Origin of the sequence: Microcystis sp. BLCC-F209, assembly GCF_041928595.1 — a bacterium.
In the GTDB taxonomy this organism is placed as follows: Bacteria; Cyanobacteriota; Cyanobacteriia; order Cyanobacteriales; family Microcystaceae; genus Microcystis.
The window spans coordinates 1-14,851 of sequence record NZ_JBHFLL010000203.1; the positions used below are offsets into that span (position 1 = coordinate 1).

Genomic DNA, 14,851 nt, shown 5'->3' on the forward strand with positions numbered 1-14,851 from the left:
AGGTTCTGTGTGATAAGTTTAACTTATATAGGATCGATCAATCTTTGTGTCCTTTGTGTCTTTGTGGTTCCTTCCACTCGCTCGCTAGGAAGAATGTATCTTAGAATACATTTTGCCCACCAAACCTAAGAGAGCCAAAAATCTCCTGGGTTGCTCAAAAATGCTGGGACAGAAATATTTTCTGTCCCCATAGAATTAGATGAGCAAACGCTTAAAAATTACCGTGATTTTGGATGGCGCTTTCTAATTTTGCCACCACTTCCTCGACGCTAATTACTCCTAAATCGCCCGCCGCACGGGTGCGAATACTTAAACTATTACTTTCCATTTCCTTTGCCCCCACCACTGCCATCACGGGGATTTTTGCGGTTTCAGCATTGCGAATCATTTTACCCAAACGTTCGCCACTGGTATCGGTTTCGGCGCGAATTCCTAACAATTGCATTTTCGTTGTCACCTCTTTCGCGTAATCCAATTGAGTATCACTAACTGGTAATAATCGTATCTGGACAGGGGCTAACCAAAGAGGAAAATCCCCCGCGTATTCTTCGATTAAAATACCGATTAAACGTTCCAAAGAACCAAAAGGTGCGCGATGAATCATCACCGGACGTTTACGATTACCATCTTCGGCAACATATTCTAGTTCAAAACGTTCGGGTAAATTATAATCTACCTGTACCGTTCCTAACTGCCATTCTCTTTCGAGGGCATCTTGGAAAATAAAGTCTAATTTGGGACCATAAAAAGCCGCTTCTCCGGGGGCTTCAAAATAATCCATCCCCAAAGTTTGCACCGCTTTTCTAATCGCTGATTGTGCCTTTTCCCAAGCTTCATCGGAACCGATATACTTATCCGATTCGGGGTCACGAAAACTCAATCGCGCCTTAAAATTCTTTAACTGTAAACTCTTAAACACCGTCAAAATTAAATCAACAACGCTTAAAAATTCCTTGTCTAATTGTTCGGGAGTGACAAACAAATGGGAATCATCAACGGTAAAACCGCGAACTCTAGTTAACCCTCCCAATTCTCCCGATTGTTCGTAACGATAAACTGTCCCGAATTCTGCCAGACGCATCGGCAATTCCCGATAGGATCTCAAATCACTTTTATAGATTTGAATATGAAAAGGACAGTTCATCGGTTTGAGGACAAATCCTATTTCCTTACTAGCAGATTCCTCATCGTCTGCCATCATGGGAAACATATCTTCTTTGTACTTTTGCCAGTGACCGGAAATTTTAAACAAATCGACGCGAGCAATATGGGGAGTAACTACGGGTAAATAACCGCGTTTTAACTGTTCTTTTTTCAGAAAATCTTCTAACAAAGAACGAATTAAAGTGCCTTTGGGGGTCCATAAAGGCAACCCCGGCCCGACAGAATCAGAGAAAATAAATAAACCTAATTCTTTGCCTAATTTGCGATGGTCTCGTTTCAGTGCTTCTTCCTTGCGGCGCTTGTATTCGGCTAATTGTTGGGGATTTTCCCAAGCTGTGCCGTAAATGCGCTGTAATTGGGCTTTATTCTCATCCCCACGCCAATAAGCACCCGCTACCGTCTCTAATTCGATCGCTTTTGGGTCTAGTTCGCTTGTATTATCTAGATGCGGACCGGCGCACAAATCCCACCAAGCGTCACCAAGATGATAGAGGGTGATGGGTTCTTGAATTCCCGCCAGAATTTCCAGCTTATAGGGTTCATTAATCGCTTTAATGCGCTTTTCCGCCTCTTCCCGAGAAACTTGCTCGCGAATCACCGGCAGTTTTTTATTGATAATTTTGACCATCTCTTTTTTGATGTCCTTGAGATCCTTATCGGTAAAAGGTTCCGGCACATCAAAATCGTAGTAAAATCCGGTTTCAGTCCAAGGCCCGATAGTAACTTGGGCTTGCGGGAATAATTTTTGCACCGCCATGGCCATAACATGGGAGGTGGTGTGACGAATGCGCTTGAGGTGGTCGGATTCGCTGGTTTTCGGTAGTTTAATCGGGGCTTGGTTATCCATGTCTTTTGAATTTACACCTTCTCTATTCTCTATTTTAATGGTAAAAGGAGTCTTTAGTCAGGAAAAAAATCAAGATAGATAACAATGCCATTTCCCCTCATCTCTAACCTCTAAACCCTCATCTCTATTTTCCGATGAAAAAACTAATTTTATCCTGTTTATTTTTAGGATTGGTTGCTTGTAATCCCTCGGTTAACACCACCGATAACCAAAAACCCAAGGTAATCTCCACTAGCACAATTATCGCCGATTTAACCGCACGAGTGGGCGGTGAAGAAATTGACCATCAAGACATTTTAAAACCCGGGGATGATCCCCACGTTTATGAACCAGTTCCCGCCGATAGTGTGGCTTTAGAAAAAGCCGATTTAATTCTCTATAACGGTTATAATCTCGAACCGGGGTTAATTAAAATGATCAATTCTACGGCAGTTAAAGCGAAAAAAGTGGCTGTGGGAGAAGCAATCAAGCCTTTACAACTGGAAAAAGAGGGGCAGAAAGTCCCAGATCCCCACGTTTGGGGGTCGGCAAAAAATGGGATAATCATGGTGGAAAAAATCCGAGATCAATTGATTGAATTAAGTCCCGAAGATAAAGAGATTTTTACCCAAAATGCCGCCCAATTAATCGCAGAATTAGAAAATCTTGATCGCTGGATTGCTGCGGCTATTGAAACTATCCCCCCTTCCCAAAGGCAATTAGTCACCACTCATGACGCTTTTCAGTATTATGCTCATGCCTACGGTTTAAAAGTAGCAGGAACTTTAATTGGTATTAGTACCGAAGAACAACCTAGCGCCCAAACGGTGAAAAATCTAGCCGATGCTATTAAAAATCTCCAGGTTGCTGCTATCTTTGCCGAGACCACTATTAATCCCGCTTTAATTACCACGGTAGCGGAAGAAGCGGGGGTGAAATTAGCACCACAACAATTATATTCTGATTCGATCGGCGCGGTGGGTACTAGAGGGGATAGTTATGTAAAAATGCTCAGGGAAAATACTCGCTTGATCGTGGAATCTTTAGGAGGAAAAGTACCTCAAGAAGGTCAATAGACCTCTGGTAAAAATCAAAAAATTGTCCTTAGAGTCAGGAGTTAGGAAGGCAGAAATACCGACAATCAGCAATTATCGGTGAATTTTAGATGATGACAAATGGATCAGCAGCTGCCTGTAAGCATCCGACCGAAAAGCTAATGCGCGGGGGGTTTGGGGGGTAGAACCCCCCAAAAGCTTGGATTGAGGGAAAAAATCGAAAGTAACGCCCGACTTTAGCAGAGAGTTTCCCCTTAAAAATCCCAACTTAGTAGATTTACAAAGCGGGGTTTATTTCCCAAATCCTTTACCGCGATTGACAGCAGGTAAACAGAGACAACTATTAATTTGCTCTTTGATAGTTTCATGATCGAGATTTTGACCGATAAGAACTAGCTGATTTTTCGGAGTACCTTTCCATTCGTCATCTTCGAGAGTGAAACGTTTACCACTAAGGTGGAAAATATGACGTTTAGGACTTTCATCAAACCAGAGAATACCCTTAGCGCGGAAAACGCTTTCCGGTAACTGATTATCGAGGAAATATTGGAACTTCCGAATCGAAAAAGGTTGGTCACTAGCAAAGGAAATAGAAGTAAATCCATCCACCTCTAAATGATTGGAATGGTCGTGATGATCATGATCGTGATCGTGGTGGTGATCGTGGTGGTGATCATGATCGCAATGGTCATGATCGTGATCGTGGTGGTGATCGTGGTCGTGGTGTTCTTCTTCTGTGTCGAAATATTTATCCGATTCAAATAGTCCGACGCTGAGAATTAAGGGTAAAGGGACTTGACTTTTGCTAGTACGAAGAATTCTCGCTCCTTCCTTCATGTCCCGGATTCTTATTTCTAAAGAATCCACATCCCCTTCATCCACTAGATCGGTTTTATTGAGAACAATAATATCACCGTAGGTGATTTGACTTAAGGCCGCTTGCGAGTTGAATAAATCAAGACTAAAATTGGCACAATCCACCATAGTGACAATGGAATCTAAACGGGTCATTTCCCGTAATTCTGTCCCTAAAAAGGTTAAAGCTACTGGTAAAGGATCGGCTAATCCCGTGGTTTCTACGACTAAATAATCGATTTTTTCGGGACGTTCGAGAATTTTATAAACTGCTTGAATTAAATCCTCGTTGATCGTGCAGCAAATACAGCCATTATTTAATTCTACCATGCTGTCATCACTACTGATAATCAGTTCATTATCGATACCGATTTCACCGAATTCATTGACAAGAACAGCAGTTTTAATTCCCTGTTGATTACTGAGAATATGATTGAGGAGGGTAGTCTTACCACTACCAAGAAAACCAGTAATAATTGTTACTGGTAGCCCTTTTTTTGGCACTGACATCGTGTTAATAGTTTGTGATTCGACGGTTTGCATAATGATTTGGGGGTGAGTATTCTGTCACTAAAAAGCGATTCTTCGGGATGAGATAGCTAGTTTTTCTCGATCAAACAGTCTCCACTCGATCGCCGACTATTTTTATTGTAGATATTTTTGGACCACATCCCATCCTGTTAGGGTAACAAAAAGAAAACCCAGAAACAATAAAAGATTAGTGCCGATGTGGAGAGACCGCGCTAGAGGTGGACGAGTTGTAATGTTCAGGCCGCTAATTGCCGAAACAAAAACCAGAAAAACCACCGATAAACCCGCTATCAGGTGGGAAGAGTGACCTAAACTGCCATAATGACCGATTGTTCCCACTAATCCGATTCCCAGCAGAATTAAGACCAAAGCAACCATGATCAGGCCGCTGAGGAGATGAAAGGGTCTTAACCATTTTGGTCGAGATTGGCCCGCAAGTCGTCGATAACCCATGTTTACCCCCGAAACTGCCAGTAAAAAATAGGCAAAGAGGGCAAATCCCATCGACCAAGCGGCAATTTTCCATAACCAGAGAAAGGAGGGGAGATTCATAGGGGTGGGATTATTATCAGCAAGGAAAGGGACGACCGATCGTGTTAATTTAAGTTTACCGGACAAAAATCAGCAAGTTAGGGCTAATATGTCTCATCTCACCATCGACACGGAAAATCATCAGCGTCAACCCTTTGAATTACCGGGGGCTAAACCCCATTATAACCCCGATCGACCCGGACAAGTTAATCATATTTTTCTCGATTTAATTATTGATATTCCCGGACAAAGTTTTCAGGGCAGCTGTCAGATTACCCTCACCCCCATTCGTCAGGGAATTAGCAGTTTAACTCTGGATGCGGTGGATCTAAATATTAATTCTGTGTTCATTGAAGGTATCAGTCAACCCTTTGACTATGATCGTTCTCTCCTGACTATTCATCTGCTACAACCTAGCACTGATAAACCGATTATCCTGACGATTAACTATCAGGTTAAGCAACCACAACGGGGATTATATTTTATCGGATCCGACGAATACTATCCCGATAAACCGATTCAAGTTTGGACCCAGGGAGAAGATGAAGATTCTCGCTTTTGGTTTCCCTGTTTTGATTACCCCGGTCAATTAGCTACCTCCGAAATTCGGGTTAAAATTCCCCAACCCTATATCGCTATTTCTAACGGGGAATTAATCTCGGTGGAACCCGTTGGTGAGGACAGAATTTATCACTGGTCACAAAAGCAAATTCATCCTACCTATTTAATGACTCTTGCGGTGGGAGATTTTGCTGAATTATGCGACTCATGGAATGGTGTTCCTGTCACTTATTATGTGGAAAAAGGACGGGAAGAAGAGGGCCAAAGAAGTATGGGTAAAACTCCCCGCATGATCGAGTTTTTTAGCCAAAAGTTTGGTTATCCCTATCCCTATCCCAAATACGCGCAAGTTTGTGTAGATGATTTTATTTTTGGTGGGATGGAAAATACCTCCACCACAATTTTAACCGATCGCTGTTTAATTGATCAAAGAGCCAGCATCGATCATACTTGGACAGAAAGCTTAGTTGCCCATGAATTAGCTCATCAATGGTTCGGTGATTTAGTGGTGATTAAACACTGGTCTCACGCTTGGATTAAAGAGGGAATGGCCTCCTATTCTGAGGTTTTATGGACAGAATCGGAATACGGAAAAGCAGCTGCTAGTTATTATTTATTAGGGGAAGCAAGAAGTTATTTAGAAGAAGATACTTCCCGCTATCGTCGTCCGATTGTTACTCATATTTATCGAGAAGCGATCGAACTTTATGATCGTCATCTCTACGAAAAAGGTGCTTGTGTTTATCACATGATCCGCTCTATTTTAGGGGAAGATTTATTCGGAAAAGCGATTCAGACTTTTGTGCGAGATAATGCCCATAAAACCGTGGAAACTGTGGACTTATTACGGGCGATCGAAAAAGCGACCGGGTACAATTTATTATTCCTCTTTGATCAGTACGTTTATCGCGGTGGTCATCCCGATTATAAGGTGGCCTACAGTTGGGACAATCAGAATAATTTAGCCCAATTAACTGTCACCCAAACCCAGGACGAAAAGGAACTATTCGACTTGAAAATTCCCGTCGCTTTTGCCTATCTCAACTCTGAGGATATTACCTACAATCTGCGGATTCACCAAAAAGAACAAAGTTTCTATTTTCCCCTAGCACAAAAGCCCGATTTTGTCAAGTTTGATCGGGGTAATAATTTCCTCAAAACCGTCACTCTTGAGTATCCCATCGGTGAATTAAAAGCGCAATTACAACAGGATACCGATCCAATTTCCCGTATCTATGCAGCCATAGCCATTGCTAAAAAAGGCGGTTTAGAAGCGATCGAAGCTTTAGGGACATCCCTAGAAAATGAGCCTTTTTGGGGGGTGCGTGTGGAGGTGGCCAAACAGTTAGCAACTCTTGGTTTAGATCAGGCGGTTACTGCTTTAATTAAAGGTTTAAACGACGAAAAAGCACAAGTCCGTCGGGCAATTGTCGAGGGATTAAGTGAAATTAAAACCTTAGATAGTTATAACGCGCTTAAATCCCTACTAGAAGCCGGAGATGCTAGTTATTATGTGGAAGCGGCCGCGGCGCGAGGATTAGGCTCCATGGCCGTGGGACAATTGCAAAATAAAGAAGGGGAAATTATTGACCTGCTCAATCATGTTTTACAGTTAAGAAAGGGGTGGAATGAGGTAGTAAGAGCGGGCGCGATTGGCGGTTTAAGCCAGTTAAAAACCTCGCCGGCGGCTTTGGAGTCAATTTTGACCTACACGGCTTTAGGCACGCCTCAACCCCTGAGATTAGGAGCTATCCGCGCCCTGGGAGCGATTTCTTCGGGACAAAGCACGGATAAATTAACCGTAATTTTGGAACGTTTAGAAACCATTGCCAAGGAAACTTTTTTCTTGACGCAAGTGGCACTGTGTAACGCTTTAGGACAGATAGAAAATGCCAAAGCTATCGCTATTTTACAAGCTTTGAGCGATCGAACTCCCGATGGTCGCGTGCGTCGTGTAGCGGAGGAAGCAGTACAAAAAGTCCAGAAAAAATTAGGTTCCGACAAAGCAATTCAGGAAATTCGCGAGGAATTAGAAAAAATGAAACAGGAAAATCAGGAACTGAAAAGTCGTTTGACCAAATTAGAGGCAAAAAATAGTTAGTTAACCTGAGTTATCATTTATCAGTCAATATCAATACTTATCAGTCAGTGGAACAGAAAGCGGGTTTTTGGTTAAGAAACCCGCTTTCTCCGAGCTTGTTGAGTGAGAACAGCTAAAAATTCCGGGGAGTCTAATCGTTGAGAAATTTGTTCATCCTGGTTCTTAATTCTTTAAATTTTCCCCGTCTGTCCCCAGCTTTTCTTAAACCAACAGTAAAACATTCAGAGAGGAAAACAAAGACATCAAATATGGTAGATTTTCCGCTCCCATTAGGACAGAGAAAAACGGTTATAAGGAGTAATGCTTTTTAATTCTAAGTCCTGTAAAGCTCGGTAATTTTGCAGGCGCAGATTTTCGATTCAAGGTATAGAGTTTTTAGACATTGATTGTTGCTCTCTGCTACTTTTAGCTCGTCTTGTCCCAGATTAGCTGTTAATTTTGCCGCTTCCCCGAAAAAACCAGTCAATTTTTAGTAATCTCTACTTATAATACCAAATCCAATGGGTGATCAGATACACCCATTTCTCTTGCCTGAGTTTCCCCATCATCTGCTTTGTCCAGATCAGAATCAGCCTTGACTTGGCTTTAAGGTTTATTTTATAATTGAGTAATCGATAACTTTCTCACTTTTATTGTCAAAATCAGTGAGTAAGGTCGCTTTTCTCGGTTTTAAATGTACCGTTTGTTCTAGTTGTAACTGTAATTGCTTGTATTCCTCACGATTGAGATAAGCCACCACCATTTGCCCATCGGCTAACATTAATTCTACTTGTATTTCCCAGCCTAAATGAATAACTCTTTTTACCACTGCCCAACTATTCAAACCATCTTGATTGGGCATAATTTCGATGTCGTGGGGACGGATAAAAACGGTGGAATTATCCCGCGGATGATGTCCATTTCCTAATCCTGCTAAACTGGGTAAGATATTCACTTCCCCAATAAACTGCATCACAAAAGCTGTGGCCGGATGATCGTAAATTTCGGCGGGAGAACCCACCTGTTCAATTTTACCATGATTCATCACGACAATCCTATCAGCTACCTCCATTGCTTCCTCTTGATCGTGGGTAACAAAAACACTGGTAACGTGAACTTCTTTATGTAAATTTCTCAGCCATACCCTTAATTCTTTTCTGACTTTTGCATCTAAAGCTCCAAAGGGTTCATCTAATAATAATACATTCGGTTGAATGGCTAAAGCGCGGGCTAAAGCTACTCTTTGCCGTTGTCCTCCCGATAATTGGGCGGGATAGCGATCGCCTAATCCTTGTAATTGAATTAATTCTAATAATTCCTCAACTTTTTTCTTAATTACTGGCGATTTTTGCTGGCGAATTTCTAGACCAAAAGCAATATTTTGACGGACAGTTAAATGTTTAAATAGGGCATAATGTTGGAAAACAAAGCCGATATTTCTCCGTCTAGGCTCCAGATGGGTCGTATCTTGTCCGTTAATGATAATTGCGCCACTGTCGGGAGTTTCCAATCCCGCAATTGAACGTAATAAGGTGGATTTTCCCGATCCCGATGGTCCGAGGAGGGCGACTAATTTTCCTTCAGGAATGGTTAAATTGATATTATCTAAAGCTTGAAAATTGCCGAAACGTTTAGAAACTTGCTGGATAGTAATACTCATATTTTTAGGTTAATTGTAGTTATGTAGTGTGAATTTTGTGGGCGGTTTTACGTTCGAGAATTTCTTTAATAATTAAAGTAACTCCGGCTAGTAAGGCGAGAATAGCCGCCGCACTAAAAGCGGCAGGAGTGAGATAATTTTTATAAGCCTGTTCTACGAAAATTGGCAGGGTGGCAGTTCTGCCTAAAATACTGCCAGAAACCACAGAAACCGCCCCAAATTCTCCCATCGCCCGGGCATTAGTTAACAGCACTCCGTACATCAATCCCCAACGAATATTAGGTAAAGTGACGCGCCAGAAAATCTGCCAATCATTTGCCCCCAAAGTGCGCCCCGCTTCCTCTTGTTCCAAGCCAATTTCTTCTAAGACTGGGATAACTTCTCTAGCGACAAAAGGCATGGTGACAAATATAGTTGCTAATACCATTCCGGGTAAAGCAAAAAGTATTTTTATATCGAAAAATTCCAGAAAAGAACCTAACCAACCATTGCGCCCATAGAGCAGTACAATCATTAAACCCGCTACCACGGGAGAAACGGCAAAAGGTAAGTCAATTAAACTAATTAATAAAGTTTTGCCACGAAATTGATTGCGAGCAATTACCCAAGCTGCACAAAGTCCGAAAATTGTGTTTAAAGGTACAGTAATTAGGGCAATAATGACTGTTAATCTTACCGCTTCGATAAAGTCAGAAGTTCCCGCCGCTTCTAAAAAAGCTTGGAATCCATTGCGAAAAGCATAGTAAAATACTGCCGCTGCGGGAATAAATAATAATAGTGCCAGATAGACAAGGGCGATGATAATTAGTAGGGGTTTGTAATCCCATTCTTTCGGTTTGGTTGATTTTTTTAGACTCAGCATTTTTGATCTGTCTCCAGTCATACTCCAATATTTTTTACTCTTTACTTAACTCTGTATTTTTGACCCCATTGCTGCAGGAAATTAATTACTACTAACATGAACAAAGAAACCAGCAATAAAACCATGCCGATTACTGTCGCCCCTGTGTAATCATATTCCTCTAGTCTTTGGAAGATTAAAACTGGGGCAATTAAATCCTTAAAGGGGATATTAGAGGAGATAATAACTACGGAACCATATTCACCGATCGCTCTGGCAAAACCGAGAGCAACTCCTGTTAAAATAGCCGGTAGTATTGTGGGAAAAATAACTCGCCAAAAGATTTGCCAAGAGGAAGCACCGAGGGATAAAGCCGCCTCTTCCACTTCTTTTTCCATTTCCTGTAAAACCGGCTGTAAGGTGCGGACAATGAAGGGTAAAGCGATAAATAACATCGCCACAAAAACCCCTAAAATGGTAAAGGATATCTTAATGCCAAAGGGGGCAAAAAATTGACCGAGCCAACCATTATCACTGTAAACTGTGGCGAGGACTAAACCAGCAACAGAAGTGGGTAAAGCAAAGGGCAAATCCACACAAGCATCGACAATTTTTTTACCTGGGAATCGATACCGCACTAATACCCAAGCGATAATAGTGCCAAAAACTCCGTCTATCAGTCCGGCAATTAAGGAAGTCAAAAAAGTGACTTGGTAAGCGGATAAAGAAATCGGTAAAGTGGCAACGCGCCAAAATTCAGCAAAACCAAGAGTTAGGGATTTAGCAAATAGTGCCGCTGCTGGTAAAACCAACAAAACCACTAGGTAACTAATGGTTATTACCCAAGGAATAGAAACTTTTTTCTGGGGTTGACTGGGAGATAAAGATAATTGTGGGTTAGCCATTGTTAATTATTGCTAGAGATTACCAATTGTCCGCTTCTTCAAGAACTTGTGCTGAATCATACCAAACTTCTACATCTAAATCTGCCAGATAGGAAAGGGCATTTTCTATACCTTGGCAGTTGCCTTGTAGTTGTAGATCAAACCAGCCATCTTGATTATTATTGGCAGCTAATAAAGCGGAAAATATATTCACTTTTAGACTAGGAAAAGACCCTAAACGTGCTATAATTGGCTCGTTAATATACTGTTTAGGAACCCGAATTTTTATCCGTCGGGAAGTGGGGCGATCAAGTCCAGATTGATCAAGATGTAGGTCACTTTGGGGATGATTAATAGTTTGCCATTGAGGTTGATTATCCATGGTTTTTCTCCTTAGGATTTCCCAGCTTTAGTCAGAATTTTATCGAACAAGCCTCCATCATCAAAAAATTGCTTTTGTACCTTATCCCAACCGCCTAAATCCTGCACGGTAAAGAGATTTTTTATCTGAGGAAATTTACTCTCAAACTCTTTAGCTACCGTCGGTTCAACGGGACGAAAACCCACCTGAGCAAATTCTCTTTGCGCCGCGGGAGTAAATAAAAACTGCACAAAAGCTTCGGCCACTTTTCTCGTACCCTTTTTATCCACATTGGCATCAACAACCGCCACGGGATTATCAATAGAAATATTGTAATCGGTGGGAACAGTATAAGCTAAATTCTCACCTTTTTGGTTAGCGAGAATCATCTCGTTTTCGTAATTAATTAGCACATTTCCCTGACCCTGTTTAAAAAATACATCACTAGATTCGCGAGCATCTCTAGGTAAAACTGGCACATTTTTAAACACTTTTTCGACAAAAGTTTGCGCCTCTTGTTCACTGCCTCCTGCTCGCGTCACCGAACCCCAAAGAGCGAGAAAATTCCAGCGCGCTCCGCCGGAAGTCTTGGGATTAGCGGTAATAACTTTAATATTATCCTTGGCTAAATCTGACCATTTATTAATTTTAATATTGGCATCACGAGGGACAAAAGCCACTACAGACTTATGAACAATAGAGTCATTGGGTGCTTCTTTTTCCCAACCGGGTTGAATTAATCCCGCTTGCTCAATTTTCTTGGTATCCAAAGCTAAAGCCAACGCTACCACATCCGCTTCTAAACCATCGATAACGGCGCGAGTTTGGGAACCGGAACCACCATAACTCTGTTCAAAAGTTACCTTTTGCCCCGTTTTTTCTTGCCATTCCTCGACAAATTTGGGAATGATTTTTTCGTAGGCACTTTGGGTGACAGCATAGGAAACAAGTGTCACAGTCACGGGTTTTTGACTGTCATTGCCGCTACTGGTGGGGGATGGGGTGCAAGACACGAGCATTCCCCCCGTCAGGACAGTTGCCATGAGTAGGGACAAACAAGACTGGGATGACTGCATCGGCGGTCCTCCTGAGATTTACTCTGAGGTTGTATCTGTTTTTATGTCTATTTTAATCTTACATCATAGAAAACAAAATTTCAATACATTTATAAAACAAACTTGAAGCAAGATGATAACAGGAGAAACTGTGAGAAGATGGAATCAGTGCTACATCTAGGTTTGAGACTATGGGCAAGAGCGTCAAAGCCAAAAAAACAACCCTCCTACAACAACTGATTAACCAGAGTTTTCTCTTTCGCGGACTAGAGGAAGCTTGGTTAAGTCAGTATCTCGATGCCGACAATCTCAAGCTAGAGACGCTATTTTCCAATCGTCCCGTCTATACGGCTTTTCTCCCCGATGAATTTCTAGATGTTTTGTATGTGATTTTGAATGAGGGTGTAATCGTCGTCCGCAGCACTCCCCTCGACCGGATTATTGCCATTACCTACCCCGGCGGTTGTTTTGGCATGAGGAGTTTACCCTTTAGTTATGGTTTAGCCAGTCGCGCCTTTCCCTGTTTGGTGGAATCCTATAAAACTACCCACGTCCTGAAAATTCCCTTATCGGCGCTAGAAAAGATTTACAACGATAACGAAAGTTTTCGTCAACGGTACTGTTTGTTATTTGAATTACAGCAAAAATTCGAGTATCATTTGCTTAATTGCAGTAGCTATCCACCCCAAGCTGTAGCCACTTTACTCAGAGCTTTAATCTATCAAGAAAGAGAATTAGGTAGTCAACCAGATGCCGAAAATATCTATACTTTTGATTTATCCGTCGATGTGATTGCTCGCGCTTGTCAACTCAATCAACGCACCGTCGAACAGGTATTAAAAGGATTGCAAAACGTGGGATTAATTGCCTCAGAATCGACGGGGGATTTAATTCGGGTACTGGATGCCGAGGGTTTAAAAGAAGTGTACAGCGCCACCCGGGATAAAGTTAATTGGTGGCCCCTAAGATAAGTAGGTTTGGCCTTATTTATTATTGCCATTGACAGCGCTTTAAGGCATCTTCGGCAGCCGCTTTGGTGGCATCCTGTTTCCGTTTACCTTTACCTGTACCGTAGAGAAGATTATTAACCCGCACTTCGGCAGTAAATTCCCTAGCGTGGGGGGGTCCTGTCACATCAATGATCGCATATTCTGGATTAGAGGCAAAATTGGCCAGGGCCCACTGTTGAAAGAGATTTTTAGCATCGATAAAAGATGACGATTCCGATTGTTGAGAGACTAAATGAGAGGCTACAGGGATAAAAAGCCCGTGCAGATAATTTTTAACCGCATTTAACCCCGAATCTAGATAATAAGCCCCAATTATCGCTTCAAAAGTGTCCGCTAATAGGGTAGGATTCGATCGCCCCCGATCTTTAATTGCCCCCTTACCCAAACGCATTAACTCCCCCAGGCCGATTTCAAGACCCAATTGCGCTAATTGTTCTTCTTTGACCAAATTTGACCGCAAACGGGTTAATTCTGCCTCGTTCATGGCGGGATATTTTTGATACAATAGTTCGCCCACCAAAAAAGCCAAAATCGCATCGCCCAAAAATTCTAGGCGCTCGTTATTTTCCGTCAATTCCGACTGTTCATTGACATAGGAACGATGGGTTAAAGCTTGGGTGAGAAGGAGAGCATTTTGAAAAGGAGGCAAACAAGACATTACAGAAATGATCAAGTCAAGAGCATTTCTTATCTTAATCCGACCCCACCCCGAATAGATGAGACGAACGATCCTTTTTTTACTGTTTTTTCCGGCTAGTTTAGGCATAATCTCCCAAATCTTCTCACCGGAAAACCTATCCGCTGCTATTCTTGCCCTAGGTACCCTGGGGATGTGCATGGAACAGGCACGCATGGCGGCGGTGGACTTGGCAGAAATTGCCCAATTTCAGCAAAAAACCAGCGATCCTCGCCTCGATCGCTTTTTTATGGTCACAATTAGTACAATTGTTTTGGAATTAGCGGGCTTTTATGTGGCTGCCCTCTGGATAGGATGGGGAGCTTTAATAGTTTTAGTTAGTCAAATTTGGTTTCATTGTTTAGCCAAAATTCAACTGCAGCCAACCACGGGAAAAATTATTGACCATGGCATAGGGCCACGTTTACCCATCTTACTCGCTGACGGAATCGGGATAATCTTCGTGGCTTTCTGGTTAGCCAAAATTGCCCCCCTAATTATGGCCATGACTTTAACGACAATGTTATTAATCTACGGCTCTATTAAGTATTGTAAAGTTTTGTAAAAAATATATGCAAATGACTGCAAACAACTGCTAATATGGTTAGTACAAGTTTACGTTGCAGTTCACATGAAACTATCAGATTATGCTAAGAAAAAAGGGATCAGTTATGACACTGCTTGGAGAATGTGGAATCGAGGGCAGTTACAAGGAGAACGTCTTCCTACAGGAACAATTATTATTTTTGAAGATGACCGTT

General features: G+C 42.0%; 13 protein-coding genes and 2 pseudogenes. 5 read left to right on the top strand and 10 right to left on the bottom strand.

Annotated features, from left to right (window positions below):
- Positions 1-211: 211 nt before the first annotated feature.
- A complete protein-coding gene (gene thrS / locus ACE1AQ_RS13095) occupies positions 212-2,011 on the bottom strand; it encodes a threonine--tRNA ligase (protein WP_008200774.1) in 1,800 nt (599 codons plus the stop codon).
- 134 nt (positions 2,012-2,145) lie between these two features.
- Between thrS and ACE1AQ_RS13100 the strand changes: the two genes are divergently transcribed.
- On the top strand, positions 2,146-3,066 hold the full coding sequence (locus tag ACE1AQ_RS13100; RefSeq protein WP_110545400.1) for a metal ABC transporter solute-binding protein, Zn/Mn family: 921 nt from the start codon (positions 2,146-2,148) through the stop codon (positions 3,064-3,066).
- 270 nt (positions 3,067-3,336) lie between these two features.
- Here the strand turns inward: ACE1AQ_RS13100 and ACE1AQ_RS13105 are convergent, their stop codons facing one another.
- Both ACE1AQ_RS13105 and ACE1AQ_RS13110 read right to left on the bottom strand, forming a co-directional pair.
- Positions 3,337-4,443, bottom strand: coding sequence for a GTP-binding protein (locus ACE1AQ_RS13105; protein ID WP_110545403.1), 1,107 nt, complete (start codon positions 4,441-4,443; stop codon positions 3,337-3,339).
- Between the two features lie 102 nt (positions 4,444-4,545).
- On the bottom strand, positions 4,546-4,983 hold the full coding sequence (locus ACE1AQ_RS13110) for a DUF4079 domain-containing protein (RefSeq protein WP_002803749.1): 438 nt from the start codon (positions 4,981-4,983) through the stop codon (positions 4,546-4,548).
- A gap of 4 nt (positions 4,984-4,987) precedes the next feature.
- Between ACE1AQ_RS13110 and ACE1AQ_RS13115 the strand changes: the two genes are divergently transcribed.
- On the top strand, positions 4,988-7,624 hold the full coding sequence (locus ACE1AQ_RS13115) for a M1 family metallopeptidase (RefSeq protein ID WP_110545405.1): 2,637 nt from the start codon (positions 4,988-4,990) through the stop codon (positions 7,622-7,624).
- A 154-nt stretch (positions 7,625-7,778) separates the two neighbouring features.
- Here ACE1AQ_RS13115 and ACE1AQ_RS13120 read toward each other — a convergent pair.
- The 6 genes and pseudogenes from ACE1AQ_RS13120 to ACE1AQ_RS13145 form a co-directional block, all read right to left on the bottom strand.
- Positions 7,779-7,983, bottom strand: a pseudogene (locus ACE1AQ_RS13120) (AAA family ATPase); the annotation flags it as partial.
- A gap of 233 nt (positions 7,984-8,216) precedes the next feature.
- A complete protein-coding gene (locus ACE1AQ_RS13125; RefSeq protein ID WP_110545408.1) occupies positions 8,217-9,263 on the bottom strand; it encodes a sulfate/molybdate ABC transporter ATP-binding protein in 1,047 nt (348 codons plus the stop codon).
- 19 nt (positions 9,264-9,282) lie between these two features.
- Positions 9,283-10,125: a sulfate ABC transporter permease subunit CysW gene (cysW, locus tag ACE1AQ_RS13130; protein ID WP_008200791.1), complete on the bottom strand. Its 843-nt coding sequence runs from the start codon at positions 10,123-10,125 to the stop codon at positions 9,283-9,285.
- Positions 10,126-10,166: 41 nt separating this feature from the next.
- Positions 10,167-11,009: a sulfate ABC transporter permease subunit CysT gene (gene cysT / locus ACE1AQ_RS13135; RefSeq protein WP_008200794.1), complete on the bottom strand. Its 843-nt coding sequence runs from the start codon at positions 11,007-11,009 to the stop codon at positions 10,167-10,169.
- Positions 11,010-11,028: 19 nt separating this feature from the next.
- Positions 11,029-11,370 (bottom strand): NIL domain-containing protein, encoded by a 342-nt coding sequence (locus ACE1AQ_RS13140; RefSeq protein WP_008200797.1) that lies wholly within the window; start codon positions 11,368-11,370, stop codon positions 11,029-11,031.
- Between the two features lie 11 nt (positions 11,371-11,381).
- Positions 11,382-12,425, bottom strand: a complete 1,044-nt coding sequence (locus tag ACE1AQ_RS13145; RefSeq protein ID WP_008200798.1) for a sulfate ABC transporter substrate-binding protein — start codon at positions 12,423-12,425, stop codon at positions 11,382-11,384.
- Positions 12,426-12,595: 170 nt separating this feature from the next.
- Here ACE1AQ_RS13145 and ACE1AQ_RS13150 point away from each other — a divergent pair, with 170 nt between their 5' ends.
- Entirely contained in the window at positions 12,596-13,375 is a 780-nt protein-coding gene (locus ACE1AQ_RS13150; protein WP_008200800.1) for a Crp/Fnr family transcriptional regulator, read from the top strand.
- A 19-nt stretch (positions 13,376-13,394) separates the two neighbouring features.
- Here the strand turns inward: ACE1AQ_RS13150 and rnc are convergent, their stop codons facing one another.
- On the bottom strand, positions 13,395-14,072 hold the full coding sequence (gene rnc / locus ACE1AQ_RS13155) for a ribonuclease III (protein ID WP_039899908.1): 678 nt from the start codon (positions 14,070-14,072) through the stop codon (positions 13,395-13,397).
- Positions 14,073-14,130: 58 nt separating this feature from the next.
- On the opposite strand from rnc, the gene ACE1AQ_RS13160 reads away from it, so the two are divergent.
- Together ACE1AQ_RS13160 and ACE1AQ_RS13165 are read left to right on the top strand one after the other, a co-directional pair.
- Positions 14,131-14,655 carry a hypothetical protein gene (locus ACE1AQ_RS13160; RefSeq protein WP_110545411.1) on the top strand — a complete coding sequence of 175 codons (525 nt, stop codon included), beginning with the start codon at positions 14,131-14,133 and terminating at the stop codon, positions 14,653-14,655.
- Positions 14,656-14,721: 66 nt separating this feature from the next.
- A pseudogene (locus ACE1AQ_RS13165) lies at positions 14,722-14,851 on the top strand (IS607 family transposase); the annotation flags it as partial.

Excerpts from the sequence above, each read along its gene's own strand:
- cysW (WP_008200791.1), bottom strand. The coding sequence starts at position 10,125 with ATGCTGAGTCTAAAAAAATCAACCAAACCGAAAGAATGGGATTACAAA.
- ACE1AQ_RS13150 (WP_008200800.1), top strand. The coding sequence starts at position 12,596 with ATGGGCAAGAGCGTCAAAGCCAAAAAAACAACCCTCCTACAACAACTG.
- ACE1AQ_RS13160 (WP_110545411.1), top strand. The coding sequence starts at position 14,131 with ATGAGACGAACGATCCTTTTTTTACTGTTTTTTCCGGCTAGTTTAGGC.
- thrS (WP_008200774.1), bottom strand. The coding sequence starts at position 2,011 with ATGGATAACCAAGCCCCGATTAAACTACCGAAAACCAGCGAATCCGAC.
- rnc (WP_039899908.1), bottom strand. The coding sequence starts at position 14,072 with ATGTCTTGTTTGCCTCCTTTTCAAAATGCTCTCCTTCTCACCCAAGCT.
- ACE1AQ_RS13125 (WP_110545408.1), bottom strand. The coding sequence starts at position 9,263 with ATGAGTATTACTATCCAGCAAGTTTCTAAACGTTTCGGCAATTTTCAA.
- ACE1AQ_RS13100 (WP_110545400.1), top strand. The coding sequence starts at position 2,146 with ATGAAAAAACTAATTTTATCCTGTTTATTTTTAGGATTGGTTGCTTGT.
- ACE1AQ_RS13145 (WP_008200798.1), bottom strand. The coding sequence starts at position 12,425 with ATGCAGTCATCCCAGTCTTGTTTGTCCCTACTCATGGCAACTGTCCTG.
- cysT (WP_008200794.1), bottom strand. The coding sequence starts at position 11,009 with ATGGCTAACCCACAATTATCTTTATCTCCCAGTCAACCCCAGAAAAAA.
- ACE1AQ_RS13140 (WP_008200797.1), bottom strand. The coding sequence starts at position 11,370 with ATGGATAATCAACCTCAATGGCAAACTATTAATCATCCCCAAAGTGAC.
- ACE1AQ_RS13110 (WP_002803749.1), bottom strand. The coding sequence starts at position 4,983 with ATGAATCTCCCCTCCTTTCTCTGGTTATGGAAAATTGCCGCTTGGTCG.
- ACE1AQ_RS13105 (WP_110545403.1), bottom strand. The coding sequence starts at position 4,443 with ATGCAAACCGTCGAATCACAAACTATTAACACGATGTCAGTGCCAAAA.